Origin of the sequence: Trinickia symbiotica, from assembly GCF_003028655.1 — a bacterium.
In the GTDB taxonomy this organism is placed as follows: Bacteria; Pseudomonadota; Gammaproteobacteria; order Burkholderiales; family Burkholderiaceae; genus Trinickia; species Trinickia symbiotica_A.
The window spans coordinates 38266-55063 of the sequence record NZ_PYUC01000022.1 but is presented as its reverse complement, the minus strand read 5'-3'; the positions used below and the strand labels follow the sequence as shown (position 1 = coordinate 55063).

Sequence of the window (16798 nt, the reverse complement as noted above, 5' to 3'; positions counted from 1 at the left end):
CACAGCCGCGGCGCTCAAGCCGGCAAGCGGATCGCCCCTGCATCCTTGCGAATCAGAAACGACGCCGCCAGCATCTGCTTGCACTGAAGCACGAGCATCTTGATTTCGTGAACGAACTCCGGCGGCCGCGCTCCCGCCTTTTCGATTTCCGTCACCATCGAATCGAGCTCGCGCGTGAGCTGCTTCGTCGTCTCGGCTTGATCGACGGGAGGAGGCTCGCCCGCCTGCGCGCGGGCGAGGTTGTCGCGCACGGTGGAGAGCGCGCGCGCCAGCGCCGCCGGCGCATCGTTCTCCTCGTCGGCCAAGTTGCGCACGAGCGCCGCCGCCGTCGCGATCTGCGCGGCGAGCACATGGCTTTGCACGAGCAGGTCGTTGATCTCGGGCACGAACTTCTGCTGCGGCTTCGGCTCCAGCATCATGCGGCGGAATGCCTGCCCCAGGTTCGCGAATGCGACGTGCGCGTTCTTGCGCGCCAGCCGGAAGCGGATATCGGGATCGGCGGCGCTCGTGCTCGTATCCGGCGCCCTCGTCGTAGACGCGCCCGACGCGTTCGCGTCGTCAGCGCTCCGCTTGCCACCGAACGACAAAACAGTTTCGAAGTATTGGCGCATCGCCGACAGCAGGTCCGCGACGAGCTTTCCCATCACGCGATATTCCCAATACGGGAAGAAATGGCTGGCCGCGACGGCGAGGGCGCATCCGATGACCGTATCGATCGCGCGCTCCCCGATGATGCGCAGGCTGCCCGGCGCCAGCAGGTGAAAGAGCATCAGCACGTAGGACGACGTGAAGACGACGCTGGCCGCATAGTTGAAGAGCAGCAGGCTGTAGCTCATCACCATCGAGCCGAACATGACGGCGAGCAGGATCTTGGGCGAATGCACGGTGAAGATCAAAGCGAGGCTGGCCGCGCAGCCGATCGCGGTGCCGACGATACGCTGCGTGTTGCGCTGCTTCGTCAGTGAATAGCCGGGCTTCATGATGATGAGCGTCGTCATGACGATCCAGTACGCATTCGTGAGCGGCAGAATGCGGCCCAGCCAGAAGCCGATGGCGACGGCGATCGTCACGCGCAGCGCATGACGAAAGCTCGGCGACGACATCGTCAGATTCGAGAATATCTGCCGCAATGGTACCCGCCGCCCCGAGAGAAAGCGCCTCAGGCCCGGATCGATCCGTATCTCCGTGCTGTTGGGCGCCGCCTCGCTTGCGAGACTTTTCTTCATCTTGTCGATGAGACGAATGCCGCTCCAGATGCGCCGGAACGAAGTCGTCGCCGCCGCATAGGCCTCGGGGTTCGCTTGCGCGCTGTGCCCTTTGCGCACGAGCTCGAGCTCGTATTCGATCGCACGCAACTCCGCCTTGACGTTGATGCGCGAGTCCGGCGCACGGTTCTGCAGGACGGCAAGCCCGACTTCCTCGAGATCGCGCGCCGCTTTGCGGATCAGATCGCGATAGAACATCATGAGGTCCGCATTGCCGAACGTGCGGCGCAGCAGCGGGTAGTCGGTATGGGCGCCGACGAAAAGCTCGTGCAAATCGACCGAATTGATGAAGAGATTGAAGAGCGCGACGCGGCGCGGGTCGAGCTTGCCGCGCCTGAGCTTCGGGAGGTTGCGCAAAACGATCGCGCGCGCGGCGTCCTGCATTTCGATCGCCGCGATTTGTTTTTCGACAAGGTTGGCGTAGCAGGCGTCGAGATCGGCATCGACATCATAGAAATCGGCGCGCGCGAGCAGATAGTCCGCACCGGCGAACACGCACTCGGCGAGCGCCTGTTTCTCGACACGGTAGGCCTGCCATTGCAGCAGCAGCGTGGCCCAATAGGTGTACCAGAGGCCGCCGGCGAGAATCCATGCGGCGTTGACGAGCGCATGCACCGGGGTCAGGTGTTCCTCCAGCGTCACGACCATCATGAAGAGCGTCGCGAATCCGATCTGCGGCCAGCGATTGCCGTAGACGACGGTCAGCGAGAGCGCGAACGTCAGCGCGACGACGGTCGCCCAGAGCACGAACACGTTGAATGTCGCAAGACCCGTTGCGAGCGCGGAGAGAGAGCCAAGCACGCTGCAAACGAGCATCTCGTTGTGCTTGTATTTGAGCGGGCCGGGCATGTCGACGACGCAGGCGCCGAGCGCGCCCGTTGCGATCGTGAAGCCGAGATCGGCGTTATGAAAAACGATGAGACAAAGCACGGCCGGCAGCGAGATGCCGACCGCAATGCGCAGTCCACCGAAGAAATATTGGCTGTAAAGAAATTTCTTGATTTCGATCGAATAGCGCATCGGGACCATACGGGGCGGCGGGTGGGGCCGTCGGGCCCATCGGTTCGGATTTTGCGACGAGTCTATCGTATTCTGTTTGTTTTGTTACCAGAGCGCGTCCGATGATGTTTCGCCATACCGTTTCGCCTGCCGAGGTCGAGCTGACGGCTGTGCGCGCGCAAGGCGCCGGCGGCCAGAACGTGAACAAGGTATCGAGCGCGATTCATTTGCGCTTCGACATTCGCGCTTCGTCGCTGCCCGAGCCGATCAAGATGCGCCTGCTCGCGCTTCATGATCATCGGATCACGCGCGACGGCATGGTCGTCATCAAGGCGCAGGAGTATCGGACTCAGGAAATGAACCGCGCCGCCGCGCTCGCGCGGCTCAACGAGTTGATCGCGAGCGTCAGCGTCGCGCCGCGTGCGCGGATTCCGACGAAGCCGACGCGCGCCTCGGCGATCCGGCGGCTGGAAAGCAAGACGCGCCGCGCCGACGTGAAGGCGACGAGAGCGCGGATCGTCGACCGCGAGCGCTGAAGGGGCGTACTCAACTCTCGTCGAAGAGCCGCACGGACGATCCGTTCGGCGCGAAATCGACACAGAAGACTTGCGTCACGCCGCCGACTTCGATGGCGACGGCCCCCGTATAGCAATCCTTCCCTTCGGTCAGCGAGTAATGCGGGCCCATGACGGCGACGCGCCCCGGGGCCGCCAGCGCGCGCCGGAAATAAGCGCGGCGCGACCAATTGCTATAGGTGTCGGGGAAGAGCGGCCAAAGGCGCGCGGGTTTCGGCGCGGTCTCGTGCGCAATCGAGGGCTGATGCTGCTCGCCGTCCGCATCGAGGACGAATACGCGGCGCGCCGGCGACCGTGCGAACGTTTCGCGGGCCGCGACCGCCAGGTCGCGCGTGTCCGCATAGACGCGAGCGCCGGCGAGCACGACCGCCTCGAATTCGGCGAAATCGGCGGGCACGCGCGGCACTGCGCCCGCGTGCGCGCGAAATCGCTCCCACATGGCATCGATCGCGGGCGCCGCCGCGCGGCCGGCCGCATCGAGCGAAGCGCCCGGCTCGCCGAGCCAGTACCCTTGGATGAAGTCGGCATCGGCCTCCATCAGCGTCAGCATTTCCGCGTCGTTCTCCACGCCTTCGCCGAGCACGAGCGTTCCCGCGCGGTGAAGCATCGTGACGAGCTGCGTCGCGAACTGCGGATCGGCTCCGGGCGTCGCCATGCGCGCGACGAGCGAGCGATCGAGCTTGACGATGTCGGGCCGCACGTGCCAGATGCGGTCGAAGTTCGAGAACCCTGTGCCGAAATCGTCGATCGCGATCAGCAATTGGCGCTCACGCAACGCCTCGACGGTACGCATGAAGAGCCCCTCGTCGGCGGCGGGCTCTTCTATCATCTCGATGACGACGCGCCATGGCGGCAAGCCGAAGTGGTCGCAAAGCTCGTCGATGAAAGAGGTGTAGGACCAGCCCGTGCGGAAAAGGCGCGGCAGCGCGTTGACAAAGAGCCAGCCGGACTCTGAGTTTTGCTCGGCAAAGTTGGCGAAATGGACACAGCGTGCGAGGCGCTCGAACGCGAGCGCGGCGCCCTTGCCGGGAGCGCGCGCGAACACCGCATCGGGCCGGATCGCGCGGCCGCTCTGGTCCGTTGCGCGCAGCAGCGCCTCATAGCCGACGATGCGCTTGTGCGTGATCGAGACGACGGGCTGAAATACGCTGCGCAGCGTCAAGCCTTGATAGACGATGTGCCAACCGGCGTCGTCGCGTCGGAGGTGAGACAAGATACCGCCGAGCGTCAACTCCCGTTGCGATGCCATGGCGATAGCGCGATCAGCGCGAGTAAGCGTTGCGGAGCCGGCTCGGCGGCGCGCAAGACGTGGGAACGGATCGTGTCCGCCGCGCACGCGCGGTTGCGCGGGGCGGGGCGAACGGGAAGGCCGAACATGCCTGACTGTACCCATACGAAAGAATGCCAGTGTAGCAAACGCGCGGATGTGCACCTTGGTCGCGAGCCTATGCCCGCGACCGTGCACCGCTATGTTCGATGGGGTACGGTGGGAGGGAGTTGGCGTACGCACGCGGTCATCCGGCGTGAGCCGCCGAACATTGCCGACGCGCGAACGCCACGCGCGGGTTGGAGTGGCGCTACTGCCGTTGATAAATCTCCGCGCCGCTCTTGACGAACTCGACGGCTTTCACTTCCATGCCCTTCTTCAACGCGGCGTCTTCGGATACGCCTTGCGCCGCCGCAAACTCGCGCACGTCCTGCGTGATCTTCATCGAGCAGAAGTGCGGGCCGCACATCGAGCAAAAGTGCGCGACTTTGGCCGACTCCTTCGGCAACGTTTCGTCATGGAATTCGCGCGCCTTGTCGGGATCGAGGCCGATATTGAACTGATCGTCCCAGCGGAACTCGAAGCGTGCCTTCGAGAGTGCGTTGTCGCGCACCTGCGCGCCCGGATGACCCTTCGCAAGGTCGGCGGCATGCGCCGCGAGCTTGTATGTGATGATGCCTTCCTTGACGTCGTCCTTGTTGGGCAGCCCCAGGTGCTCCTTCGGGGTGACGTAGCAGAGCATCGCCGTGCCGAACCAGCCGATCATCGCCGCGCCGATGCCCGAGGTGATGTGGTCGTAGCCGGGCGCGATATCGGTCGTGAGCGGTCCGAGCGTATAGAACGGCGCTTCATCGCACCATTGCAGCTGCAGGTCCATGTTCTCCTTGATGAGCTGCATCGGCACGTGACCCGGGCCTTCGATCATCACCTGGACGTCGTGCTTCCACGCGATCTGGGTCAGCTCCCCGAGCGTCTTCAGCTCGCCGAGTTGCGCTTCGTCGTTGGCGTCGTAGATCGAGCCCGGACGCAGGCCGTCGCCGAGCGAGAAGCTCACGTCATAGGCCTTCATGATTTCGCAGATTTCCTCGAAATGCTCGTAGAGGAAGCTCTCCTTGTGATGCGCGAGGCACCACTTCGCCATGATCGAGCCGCCGCGCGAAACGATGCCCGTCATCCGGTTCGCCGTGAGCGGCACGTAGCGCAGGAGGACGCCCGCGTGGATCGTGAAGTAGTCGACGCCTTGCTCGGCCTGCTCGATGAGCGTATCGCGGAAGATTTCCCAGGTGAGCTCTTCGGCCTTGCCGTTCACCTTCTCGAGTGCCTGATAGATCGGCACCGTGCCGATCGGCACCGGGCTGTTGCGGATGATCCACTCGCGCGTTTCGTGGATGTGCTTGCCCGTCGACAGGTCCATGACCGTGTCGCCGCCCCAGCGGATCGCCCACGTCATCTTGTCGACTTCCTCGCCAATCGACGACGTGACGGCCGAGTTGCCGATGTTCGCGTTGACCTTCACGAGGAAGTTGCGGCCGATGATCATCGGCTCGCTCTCCGGGTGGTTGATGTTGGCGGGAATGATCGCGCGGCCGCGCGCCACCTCGTCGCGCACGAACTCGGGCGTGATCTCGCGCAGCGCATTGGCGCCGAACGCCGCGGCACCGAAGGCTTGCCCCGGATGCTGCCGGCTCATCATCTCGGCGAGCTTCGCGCCGTTCGGGCCGCTCGCGCGCAGGCTCTCGACGTACTCGGCACGGCGCTGGTTTTCGCGGATCGCGATGAACTCCATCTCCGGCGTGATGATGCCCTGGCGCGCGTAGTGCATTTGCGTGACGTTGGCGCCGGCCTTCGCGCGCCGCGGCTTGCGATGCAGGCCGGGAAAGCGCAGTGAGGCCGTGTTCGCATCGGCGGCGCGCTCGCGGCCGTACTCGCTCGTGAGGTCGGCCAGGACCTCCGTGTCGCCGCGCGCCTCGATCCAGCGCTGGCGCAAGGCGGACAGGCCCTGACGGATGTCGATCTTCACGTCCGGATCGGTGTAGGGGCCGGACGTGTCGTACACGAAGATCGGCGGATTCTTCTCACCGCCGAAGCCGCTCGGCGTGTCCGACTGTGTGATCTCGCGCATCGGCACGCGAATGTCCGGCTGCGAGCCCGTCACATAGATCTTGCGCGAGTTCGGTAGCGGCGCGACGGCGGCGGCATCGACGTGCGCGTTGGCGGAAATGAACTTGGGGTTTGCATTCATATTCGAATCTCCTGGCTTGAGGCGCTAATGCAGGAGCAGGAGACGGGGAAGGAGGCCGGGCGGCGAAGGATTGCCTGAAACCCGTACGCTTCCCTGCGCTGGCATTATCCAGATCAGGTTCAAAGGGTGTTTCTCACCCGCGCGGCGCTACTCGGACGAAAGACTCGAAACGACGATCGTCGAGACAGCGCAACGCAGGACCCCCGCGTTAGCACCGGAGAAGATACACCGGCATGGCGGACCTGGCAACCGCGCAAGAAACGCGCCGCGCCAGGCTTTGCCGGGTGGCGTATGTCGTCCGACGAGACCGCGTTCGGGGCTGCGCTGCGGTGTCCCGGCAAGACACTATCCGGGGAGCCCCTTGCGGCGCCGGTCTTGATCGGGCAGGTGCCGGAGCAGGGCGAGCAAGGCGAACGCGAACCCCGCCGCGCTGACGCCCGTCCAGCCGAAGTGGCGCCACGCAAGCGCGCCCACGGCCGAGCCCGTTGCGCCGCCGATGAAGTAGCAGACCATGAAGACCGTATTGACGCGGCTTCGCGCTTCGGGCTTCAGCGCATAGATGCGCGACTGATTGGAGATCTGCGCGGCCTGCACGCCGATGTCGAGAACGATCACCCCGATCACGAGCCCGACGAGGCTCGTTGCCGAGACGGCGAAGACGAGGAACGAGATCGCGACGAGCACGATCGAGAGCGTGACCACGGCGCGCGGCCCGCGCTTGTCGGCCGAGCGCCCGGCGAGCGGCGCCGCCATGGCGCCCGCCGCGCCGACGATGCCGAAGAGCCCGGCCGCCTGCGGCCCGAGATGAAACGGCGGTCCGGCAAGCAGCAGTGTCAACACCGACCAGAACGCGCTGAACGCCGCGAAGAGCGCGGCGCCCGTGAACGAGGCCTGGCGCAGCCCCGGAAGCTCAACGGCGAGGTGCCACATCGACGCCAGCAGCTTGCCGTACGGCAGTGTCGACGTCGGCTGGCTTTTCGGCAAGCGCAGCACGACGACGGCGGCGAGCGCGAGGAGCGCCGCGACCGACGCCGAGAAGACCGTACGCCAGCCGAAGTACTGCGCGACGAAGCCCGCCGCCGTGCGCGCGAGCAGGATGCCGAGCAGCAGTCCGCTCATCACGGTGCCGACCGCATGGCCGCGCTCAGCGGGCGGCGCGAGCTCGGCGGCGAACGGGACGGCTTGTTGCGCGATCGTCGAGAGAATCCCGATGGCGAGGCTCGTGCAGGCGAGCACCGCGAGCGTCGGCGCAATCGCGGCGATCACGAGCGCCAGCATGAGGCCGGCCGTCTGCAGCAGGATGATGCGACGGCGGTCGAACCGGTCGCCGAGCGGCGCGAGAAACAACATGCCGGCCGCATAGCCGAGCTGCGTCGACGCCGGCACGGCGCCGACCCAGGCCGCCTCGGCCGGATAGCTCGCTCGCAGACTGTCGAGCAACGGCTGGTTGTAGTAGATGTTCGCGACCGAGACGCCTGCCACCGTCGCGAGCAGCAACAACATGCCGCGCGAATAGGGGGCCGCCTGTCCGGCGGCGCTCGAACGGGTATCGGCGGAAGAAGACACGATTGGCCTGACGTAAGAAGCGGTGGCGAGAGAGAAGGGAGCGGCGCGCGTCAGTCGATGAGCTGGCCGTCCGGCTCGTAGAACGGATAGGGGCCTTCGCCTTCGTCGACATAGGCGTGATGCGTCACGAGCCCGGTGGCCTCGTCGTAGCGATGCAGCGCGAAGGCGGGCGGCTCGAGGCGGAATGCCGACGGCCCATCCTCGCGCAAATCGAGCGCGACCTGATGCGCCGGGGCTGGCACCGCCGATGCCACGGTCCCCCCGAATCGCGTGAACATCGGCCGATGGACGTGCCCGCAGATCACGCGCTCGACGTTGGGATGCTGTCTCACGATCGCGGCCAGCCGCTCGCTCGAGGCCGCGTCGAGCCGCTGGCGGTCCATGTGGCCGATTCCGGACACGAACGGTGGATGATGAAGCGCGATGACGACGGGCATGCCGCGGGCTTTCTCGAGCTCGGCCGAAAGCCACGCGAGCCTCATATCGCAAAGCGCCCCCGCGCTGGTCCGCGGCACTTGCGAATCGAGTGCGACGAGGCGAAGCGGGCCGATATCGACGGTGTACTGGACGAACTCTCCGCCCGAATGCAACCACGGCTGCTCGCAGAAAGCGTCGCGCAGGGCGCCGCGATCGTCATGATTGCCGACGAGCAGGTAGTACGGAATGGCGAGCGGCGCGAGCAGCCCGCGCAGATGCTGGTACTCCTCGGCGGTGCCGTAGTCGACGAGATCGCCGGTTACGACGACCGCGTCGGGGCGTGGCTCGAGCGCGTTGAGCCGCGCGATGCAGCGCGCGAGGGCAGCCGCCGTATCCACGCGCCGATAGGCGAGCGCGCCGGGGCGCTTGATGTGCAGGTCGCTGATTTGTGCCAGCAGCATGAACGATTCCGTAGTAGTCGAGGTTGTGTCGTTGTATCGATGCATGTTCAACATGGGCGCCGGCGCGAGCCGGAAACGGTACGCCGCCGCCCGTGCGAACGGGCGGCGGCGCGACCGTCGCGGCCGATTACGCGAGCGCGATGAGGCCTTCGAGCGCCACGTCGATGCCGACGGCTTGGCCGCGCGCCAGTTCGATGCGCCCGGGCGCATCGATGACGAGCGTATCGGCGGCCGCGCCGCTCACCGTCACGCGCGTGCGCTCGCCGAGGAAGGAGACGCCTTCGACGGTGCCGATGAGCGACGCCGCGGCCGGCTCGACGAGCCGGGCGTCCTCCGGCCGGAAGAAAAGCTCACTGCCGGCCGCCGGCACGAGTGCGGGCGGCAACTTGATCGTGCCCCCCGCGGTCGCGAGCGCGCCGTCCCGCCATTGTCCCGCGAGACGGTTGATCGTGCCCACGAACTGCGCAACGTGCCGCGACGCCGGCCGATAGTAGATCTCGCGCGGCGTGCCGACTTGCTCGATGCGTCCGGCACTCATCACGACGATTCGGTCTCCGAGCTCCATCGCCTCGGCCTGATCGTGCGTCACATAGATCGTCGTCACGTTGAGCCCGCGCAGCAGGGCGTTCATCTCGCGGCGCAGCGTATCGCGCAGGCGCGCGTCGAGCGCCGTGAGCGGCTCGTCGAGCAGCAGCACGCGCGGCTCGCGCGCGAGCGCTCGGGCGAGCGCGACGCGCTGACGCTGTCCGCCCGAAAGCTGATCAATCGGCTTCTCGCCGTGCGCTTCGAGCCGCATCATGGCGAGCAGCTCGTCGACGCGCCGCCGTGCCGTGGCGGGCTCCACCTTTGCGATCTTCAAGCCGTAGCCGATGTTCTCCCGTACGTTGAGATTCGGAAACAGCGCATAGCTCTGAAACACCATGCCGACGTGCCGGCGTTCGATCGGCAGCCGCGTTACGTCGTCGTCGCCGAAAGAAACCGTGCCGCCCGCATCCGGCGTCTCGAGGCCGGCGATGATGCGCAGCGTCGTCGTTTTGCCGCAGCCCGAAGGGCCGAGCAGCACGATCGTTTCGCCCGCGCCGATCGTGAGATCCAGCGGCTCGAGCACACGCGTGCCTTGAAACGTTTTCGCGCAGCGCGACAGACTGATGGGAACGGGAGTGAGCTTCATGGAATTTCGGCGAGAGAGACGAAGAAGGTCGGCCGACGCGCTAGCCGCGCTTGCGCCGCACTGCGCGCTGGCCCGTGGCATCGACGCCGAGCCACTGCATGGCGACGAGCAACGGCATCGTCATGACGAAGAAGACGATCGTGTAGGCGCTGCCGATCTCGATGCGCAGCGACGCATAGGTATCGGCGAGTCCGACGGGGAGCGTCTTCGTATCGGGGGTGTGGAGCATCCAGGTGAGGTTGAACTCGCCGATCGAAAGCGTCACAACGGCTAGCGCACCCGCGAGGATGCCGGGCCGCAGATTCGGCAAGACGACGGTTTTGAATCGCTCGAGGAACGTCGCGCCGAGGCTGGCCGCCCCCTCCTCGAGCGTGCGCAAATCGACGCTCGCGGCCACGGCCGCGACCGCGCGCACCATGAACGGCAGCGTGAAGACGACGTGACCGGCGACGATGAACCAAAGGCTCATGCGAAACGCCGTGAAGCCGCCATAGACGACGATGAGCGCGAGCGCCGAGGCGAGGCCGGGCAGCGCGATCGGCAGCACGAGCAGTTCCTCGACGAAGCGAGCCGCCCGGGTCTTGCTGCGCGCGAGCGCGTATCCGGCCGGCACACCGGTGACGAGCGTGACGACGAGCGTGGCGGCCGCGACTTCGAGCGAGAGGAAGACCGACGCGTGATATTGCGTCCAGACTTCCACGAGCCAGCGCACCGTGAGACCGCTCGAGACGCCGCGGAAATAATTGACGGTGAGGCCGGCCATTACCGACATCACGACGGGAACGATGAGGAACGCGCAAAGCGCGAGCGTGACGGCCCACTGGCCGAGTGCGATGACGCGCCGCGGCATGAAGAGATGCGCGATGCGGCGAGCCCCGTGCCCGTTCGCGGCGGTCGTGTCGACGATGACGTTCATGGGGAAATCCTGACGCGCATAAGGAGCCTCATGCCGTTGCAGCGACGGCCGAGCCCGTCGCGCTGCGTGCGAGCGCCAGCACGATCCACGTCACGATGCCGAGCACGACCGAGAGCCCGGCCGCCGTCACCATGTTGGCGTTCAACGTGAACTCGGTATAGATCGTCATCGGCAGCACGTCGATGTCGGTGGCGAGCGTGAACGCCGTGCCGAAGGCGCCCATCGCCGTCGCGAAGCAGATTGCGCCGGCTGCGACGAGCCCCGGCGCGAGCGCGGGGAGAATCACGTCGCGCATGATCCGCCACGGCGATGCCCCGAGCGAGCGCGCCGCCTCTTCGAGCGAGCGGTCGAGTTTCGAGGCCGAGGCCATCACGGTCACGATCACGCGCGGAATCGAGAAATAGAGGTAGCCGCAAAAGAGCCCGGCCATCGAGTAGGCGAAGACCCACTTGTCGCCCGTGAGTTTTTGCGTGATCGCGCCGATGAGCCCTTGCCGGCCCGCGAGCATGATGACCATGAAGCCCACGACGACGCCCGGGAACGCGAGCGGAAACGTGAGCAGCGCGACGAGCGTGCGCTTGCCGGGGAATTCCCGGCGCGCGAGCAGAAGGCCCGCGATCACCGAGAGCACGAGCGTTGCGATCGTGACGGCCGCCGAGAGCGCGACGGTCGCGCCGAGGCTGCCCATATAACGCGCATTGGTGACGAGCGCGCGATAAGTCGCGAACGCATGACCATTGCCGCTCACGTCGACGAGCACGCCCATCGGCAGCAGCCAGAACGCGACGAAGACGGCGAGCGCGGGCGCGAGGAGCGCGACGCGCCAGCGCAGCGGAAAGGTGATGTCGTGCATGGTGAAAACGGGCCGGTTGCCTGGCGTCAATGCATGATCTTCAAATATTCCTGGCCAAACTGCTGCTGCTGAGCGGCCATCTTCGCGAAGTCGACGGGTTTGGCGCGCGCGTACTCGCTCGCCGGCAGAAACTTCGCGGACGCGTCCTTGCTCATCGCGCTCGCGCGCACGGGGCGCAAGTACGCGTTGGCCCAAATCTTCTGCCCCTCGTCGGAAAGCACGAAGTCGAGCACCTTCTTGCCGTTCGCTTCGTGCGGCGCGCCTTTGACGAGACTCATCACGTAGGGCACGGAAATCGTGCCTTCCTTCGGAATCACGAACGCGACGTTCGCGTGATCCTTGTACTCGGCGCGATAAGCGTCGAAGTCGTAATCGATGAGGATCGGAATCTCGCCCGACAGCACGCGTGCATAGGCCGTCTGCTTCGGCACGATCGGCGCGTTCTTCTTGAGCGCCTCGAACCATTTGAGCCCCGGCTCGAAGTTCTCGAGCGTGCCGCCCAACGCCTGATTGACGGCGACGGCGCCCGCATAGCCGACGAACGCGCTCGACGGATCGAGGTAGCCGATCATCCCCTTGTATTCGGGCTTGAGCAGGTCGGCCCACGAGGTCGGCACCGGCTTGCCCTCGAGCGCGTCCTTGTTGACGAAAAAGCCGAGCGTGCCCGAATGGATGGCAAACCAGTAGCCTTGCGGGTCCTTCAGGCCGGCGGGGATGTCGTCCCAGTTCTTCGGCTTGTAGGGTTGAATGACGCCCTTGTCTTTCGCCTGGAACGCCGACGAGACGCCGAGATACACCACATCGGCTACGGGGCTCTTCTCCTCGGCGATCAGTTGCGCGATGGCTTGCCCGGAGTTCTTGTTGTCGGACGGCACGTGAATGCCCGTCTTCTCCTGGATCGCTTTGAGCTCGCTGGCCCAATCGGCCCACTCCGGCGGGCAGTTGTAGCAGATCGCGGTGTCTTCGGCATGGGCCGTGCCTGTGAACGGCAGGGCCGCGGCGAGCGCCGCCGCACTGGCGCAGACGAATCGCGCAAAACGCGCGCGGACGGAAGATGAACGGCGTGTCACGTGAGGGTCTCCTTCGGTGCTGGGATGGGACGTCGGCGGACGGCGCGCCGCCGAGGGCGGAACGCCGTCCGAACTACGGATTGCTACGGCTCGTCGCTGCGTCGCGCTTTTACGATCGACGTTCAGACGACAGGCTGCGCGGGCAACGCCGGGTCGGGCGCGCCCGACAGCGCACCGATCGTCGCGCCCTGGCGCAGCGTGTGGGGCAGCCTGAACGAGAGCGATTCGCCATCGTCGGCGCCTGCGATGCGGGCCATCAGCCGCCGCCACGCGGAGCAGCCGATTTCGCGGTTCGGCGTCGCGACGCTTGCGAGCGGTGGCGAAAGCAGCTCGCTGACGGCGAGGCCGTCGAAGCCGAGGATCGACATGTCGTCGGGGACCGAGTAGCGCGCACGACGCAGGCCGCGCATGACGACCATGGCGAGCAGATCGTTGCTGCAAAAGAGCGCGGTGGGGCGCTTCGGGCCCGACGTCAGATGAGCGAGCACGGACGGGGCGAGCTCGTCCGCGTTGAAATCGACTTCGAGCGCCGGCACCGGCTCGAGCCCCGCTTGCTGCATGGCTTCCGCATAGCCGCGGTAGCGCAGTTGCGCGCGATCCGATTCGGCGAGCGTGCCGGCGACCATCGTCACGCGTCGGTGACCGTGCTCGATCAGCATGCGCACGCCGTCGAACGCGGCACGCCGATTGTCGACCGAGACCGACGGGCGCCGCGCCGTATCGTTGTGCATGAGGACGTAAAGCATGCCTTCGCGCTCGAGGTCGTCGAGCAGCGGGTGCGTGTTGGCGTCGGCGACCGTCATGATGAGCCCTTCGACTCGCTGAGCAAGCAGCGCCTCGATCGCATGGCGCTCGCGCGCGGCATCGTACTGGGTCGTCATCAGCATCAGCCGATAGCCCTCGCCCGAGGCGAGGTCGTCGATGCCTTGCAGGCATTCGGCGAAAACCGGGTTCGCGAGCGTCGGCAGCATGACGCCGATCAGACGCGTGCGTTCGCCGCGCAACTGGCGGCCGAGCGGGCTCGGGCGGAACTGCAGCGCTTCGATCGCCGCGCGGATCTTCGCGAGCGTCACGCGGTTGACGGTGTGCGGCGCGTTGATTGCGCGCGAGACCGTCGCGATGGAGAAGCCGGCATAGGCGGCGACATCCTTGATGGTATGTTTCATCGCAGTCTGTACAGTCCGGTAGTGCTGGGAATGTAAACGTTTACGTCGCAACGATTATCCTGACCGATTATGACTGACACATGACACTTTTGCCCACATCCTGGGCTGAAAAAGTCTACCTTGCGACTTGGCGACTCCCGTGCCCGTAGGCATAATCGTCGCGGTTCGGCGCCGCGGCCCGGGTGGGTGAGCGCTTTTTTCTTCGAACCCCACTTTCATAGCAAAAAAAGGATCGACGCGTGAGCCTTTGGTTTTTGGTTTTTCTAAGCGTGCTGCAAGGCGTGACTGAACTTTTTCCTGTCAGCAGCCTGGGGCATACGCTGTTGGCGCCGGCGCTCGTCGGCATGCATATCGACAAGCACGCGCCGCAGTTGATCCCGTTTCTCGTCGCATTGCATTTGGGCACGGCCCTTGCATTGCTGTGGTATTTCAGAAAGCGCTGGATCGAGCTCGTGAGAGGGTGGTTCGGCACGCTCGCCGGCCGGCCGAGCGACGAGGGTCACATGATGTGGGCGCTCATCATCGGGACGATCCCGGCGGGGCTCGTCGGTCTTCTTCTCGAAAAGCGACTCGAACAGGTGTTTCACGACCTGCGCATCGTGGCGCTGGCGCTGATCGTGAACGGCGCGTTGCTTTGGTTCGGCGACAGGCTCCAGCGCATGCGCGCGCACCGTCCGCCCGAGAAGCTGACGTTCAAGCAGGCGTTTCTTGTCGGGCTTGCCCAGGTCGGGGCGCTCGTGCCGGGGTTTTCGCGCAGCGGGCTGACGATGATTGCGGGCAACGCGGCGGGGCTGACGGCGGAAAGCGCGGCGGAGTTCGCGTTCCTGCTCGGCACGCCGATCATCTTCGCGGCCGGTGTGCTCGAGGTGCCGAAGCTGTTCAAGGGGGCGCCCGGGCAGCTCGGCGACGCGGTGCTCGGCGGGGTGCTGACGGCGGTCGCGGCGTATCTGAGCGTGCGTTTCCTGATGCGCTACTTCGAGGGGCGCGGCCGGCTCGCGAATTTCGGCGTCTATTGCATCGTGGCGGGCGCGCTTTGCCTCGTCTGGTTCATGACGCATACGCAGCCGGTTTGAGGGCCTCTTTCCGAAAGTTGGGGTCTTCCAGGGGCTCGGCTTGCCGGACGGCGCGTAGCCCGATGCGGTGCCGACCGGCGAAAGGCGATCGGTTATAATCCGCCCCCCGGGATCGAGCCGGTGACGCGTGCTCCGTCAGCCCGCCCGCCGTACAATTTCCGCGATGCCTCCCCATAGTTCAACGGATAGAACACGGGTCTTCTAAACCTGAAATCGAGGTTCGATTCCTCGTGGGGGGGCCACGTAGCCTTCAAGCGTTTCCTTCTCGTCGCTCGGCGCGCGGCCGGTCGCGGGCGGGTGAACGGCGTTCGGCAGCGCACGGCTGCCACATTTTCCAAAGGCCTACTATCTTCCGTTAGAATAGTATCAATCGTTAGTGCGGTCTGGCCCTCAACTTTCCGGGGATTCTGCCGCCGAAGCATTGATAGTTGCGGCTTGATAGTCACGCAGTCGCCGCAACATGTTGACCGGAGGTGTCCGATGAACCAGAAAGACCGCATCACCACGCTGTACGGCGTTGAGCTGAAGCCGCGTGTGATCGTTCGTCCGAAGGCTTCGGTCAGCGTTGCTACGCCCGCTCAAAAGTCCGAAGTCCTCAAGTCGATCCGCGAGGTTATTTCGGAACATCGCGACGTAATGGTTGCGCTGAAGGATCGCTGAGTGCTGGATCTCGATTACGTCATCACGACGCATGACGAGATCCTTCTAGAGCTTGGCGGTCTGGCTGGATTTGCTAGCGGCGGTCGAGGTGGCGTGGAGTCTGCACTGGCTCGCGTCGACAACCACGCTCACTACAATGGTATCGATGACGTCTTCGGTATCGCCGCGATGTACACAGTGGCGATTGCTCGCGGCCACGTCTTCAACGATGCAAACAAGCGGACAGGACTCGCTTGCGCTCTGGCGTATCTGAAACGGGAAGGTTTTACGATACCCCGCACCCCTGAGTTGGAGCATGTGGTGGTGGAGGTGGCGCGCGGTGCCGTGGACCACGAAATATTTTCGCGCTATCTGAGCGCGCTTTGGCTCAGCACAAACCCAATCTAGGCCATCACGCTGAACGCCCGCCCCGCGCGGGCTCTTTCAAATCTGCGTGCTCCTTTCCGGGCCGGTTCGCTCGATGATCTGCGCAGCGTCGTCACGCGTCCGGTGCTAGTCGTCGCTTCCTCAAGCGCTTGGCGCGCTGCGCAATTCTCCCCGACTATTTCTTCGATTCGGCGTCGACCAGTCCGGCCGGTATGCCTTGAGCATCCAGACGCGCGGCGCTATGCCGAATGGCCAGAAATCGACAAGCGTGGGACTGAGGGCGCTTTTCCTCAGAGAAAATAAGCCAAGCTTCGCCGACGTCGTATCGATCTCGGCGCAATTTCTCTGTTGCGAAACCCTACGCAGGTAGCGTATAGTCGCCATGAAAGCAATCTTCGTCGAGCTTCCCCCGTTCCGTAGGGTTCGCGAGAACTATCTCGCGGATGATGAGTATCGCGCTCTCCAGGTCGAACTCATGTGCAACCGGAAGCAGGCGACGTGATCAAGGGAACCGGTGGTCTGCACAAGCTCCGATTTGGCGATAAGCGCCGCGGCAAAGGCAAGCGTGGCGGGCTCAGGGTGATCTATTACTACTGGGTCAAGGGCCCTGAATTCTGGTTTTTTACGCTTTACGGCAAAGACGAGATGGACGACTTGTCGAAGGCTGGACGCGAGGCGTTCTCTGAGCTTCTGCGGGACGTTCTCAGGCTGGTGGATCGCTGATGGGAGTG

General features: G+C 65.1%; 15 protein-coding genes and 1 tRNA gene. 6 read left to right on the top strand and 10 right to left on the bottom strand.

What is annotated here, in order from left to right:
• Positions 1–14: 14 nt before the first annotated feature.
• The gene (locus C9I57_RS29530; protein WP_107154098.1) at positions 15–2285 is read right to left on the bottom strand and encodes an FUSC family protein; all 2271 of its coding nucleotides are present in this window, start codon (positions 2283–2285) and stop codon (positions 15–17) included.
• A 101-nt stretch (positions 2286–2386) separates the two neighbouring features.
• On the opposite strand from C9I57_RS29530, the gene arfB reads away from it, so the two are divergent.
• Positions 2387–2800, top strand: coding sequence for an alternative ribosome rescue aminoacyl-tRNA hydrolase ArfB (gene arfB, locus C9I57_RS29525; RefSeq protein ID WP_107154078.1), 414 nt, complete (start codon positions 2387–2389; stop codon positions 2798–2800).
• Between the two features lie 10 nt (positions 2801–2810).
• On the opposite strand, the gene C9I57_RS29520 is transcribed toward arfB, so the two are convergent.
• From C9I57_RS29520 to C9I57_RS29480, 9 genes are all read right to left on the bottom strand, one after another.
• Complete coding sequence (locus C9I57_RS29520) at positions 2811–4088, bottom strand: sensor domain-containing phosphodiesterase (RefSeq protein WP_107154077.1); 1278 nt, start codon at positions 4086–4088, stop codon at positions 2811–2813.
• A 328-nt stretch (positions 4089–4416) separates the two neighbouring features.
• Complete coding sequence (thiC, locus tag C9I57_RS29515) at positions 4417–6348, bottom strand: phosphomethylpyrimidine synthase ThiC (protein ID WP_107154076.1); 1932 nt, start codon at positions 6346–6348, stop codon at positions 4417–4419.
• A 345-nt stretch (positions 6349–6693) separates the two neighbouring features.
• Positions 6694–7851 (bottom strand): MFS transporter, encoded by a 1158-nt coding sequence (locus C9I57_RS29510; RefSeq protein WP_440130257.1) that lies wholly within the window; start codon positions 7849–7851, stop codon positions 6694–6696.
• 113 nt (positions 7852–7964) lie between these two features.
• Positions 7965–8792 (bottom strand): phosphodiesterase, encoded by an 828-nt coding sequence (locus C9I57_RS29505; protein ID WP_107154096.1) that lies wholly within the window; start codon positions 8790–8792, stop codon positions 7965–7967.
• A 127-nt stretch (positions 8793–8919) separates the two neighbouring features.
• Positions 8920–9963 carry an ABC transporter ATP-binding protein gene (locus C9I57_RS29500; RefSeq protein WP_107154075.1) on the bottom strand — a complete coding sequence of 348 codons (1044 nt, stop codon included), beginning with the start codon at positions 9961–9963 and terminating at the stop codon, positions 8920–8922.
• Between the two features lie 40 nt (positions 9964–10003).
• Positions 10004–10879: an ABC transporter permease gene (locus C9I57_RS29495; protein ID WP_107154074.1), complete on the bottom strand. Its 876-nt coding sequence runs from the start codon at positions 10877–10879 to the stop codon at positions 10004–10006.
• A gap of 28 nt (positions 10880–10907) precedes the next feature.
• Positions 10908–11732: an ABC transporter permease gene (locus C9I57_RS29490; protein WP_107154073.1), complete on the bottom strand. Its 825-nt coding sequence runs from the start codon at positions 11730–11732 to the stop codon at positions 10908–10910.
• Positions 11733–11758: 26 nt separating this feature from the next.
• Complete coding sequence (locus C9I57_RS29485) at positions 11759–12802, bottom strand: ABC transporter substrate-binding protein (protein WP_107154072.1); 1044 nt, start codon at positions 12800–12802, stop codon at positions 11759–11761.
• A gap of 122 nt (positions 12803–12924) precedes the next feature.
• Complete coding sequence (locus C9I57_RS29480) at positions 12925–13968, bottom strand: substrate-binding domain-containing protein (protein ID WP_107154071.1); 1044 nt, start codon at positions 13966–13968, stop codon at positions 12925–12927.
• 239 nt (positions 13969–14207) lie between these two features.
• Here C9I57_RS29480 and C9I57_RS29475 point away from each other — a divergent pair, with 239 nt between their 5' ends.
• The 5 genes from C9I57_RS29475 (at position 14208) to C9I57_RS29455 (ending at position 16790) form a co-directional block, all read left to right on the top strand.
• A complete protein-coding gene (locus tag C9I57_RS29475) occupies positions 14208–15041 on the top strand; it encodes an undecaprenyl-diphosphate phosphatase (RefSeq protein ID WP_107154070.1) in 834 nt (277 codons plus the stop codon).
• Positions 15042–15208: 167 nt separating this feature from the next.
• A tRNA-Arg gene (locus tag C9I57_RS29470) sits at positions 15209–15283 on the top strand.
• A gap of 238 nt (positions 15284–15521) precedes the next feature.
• Positions 15522–15701, top strand: coding sequence for a hypothetical protein (locus tag C9I57_RS29465; RefSeq protein WP_107154069.1), 180 nt, complete (start codon positions 15522–15524; stop codon positions 15699–15701).
• Complete coding sequence (locus C9I57_RS29460) at positions 15702–16088, top strand: type II toxin-antitoxin system death-on-curing family toxin (RefSeq protein WP_107154068.1); 387 nt, start codon at positions 15702–15704, stop codon at positions 16086–16088. It begins immediately after the preceding gene.
• A gap of 477 nt (positions 16089–16565) precedes the next feature.
• Complete coding sequence (locus C9I57_RS29455) at positions 16566–16790, top strand: hypothetical protein (protein ID WP_258187890.1); 225 nt, start codon at positions 16566–16568, stop codon at positions 16788–16790.
• Positions 16791–16798: the final 8 nt, after the last annotated feature.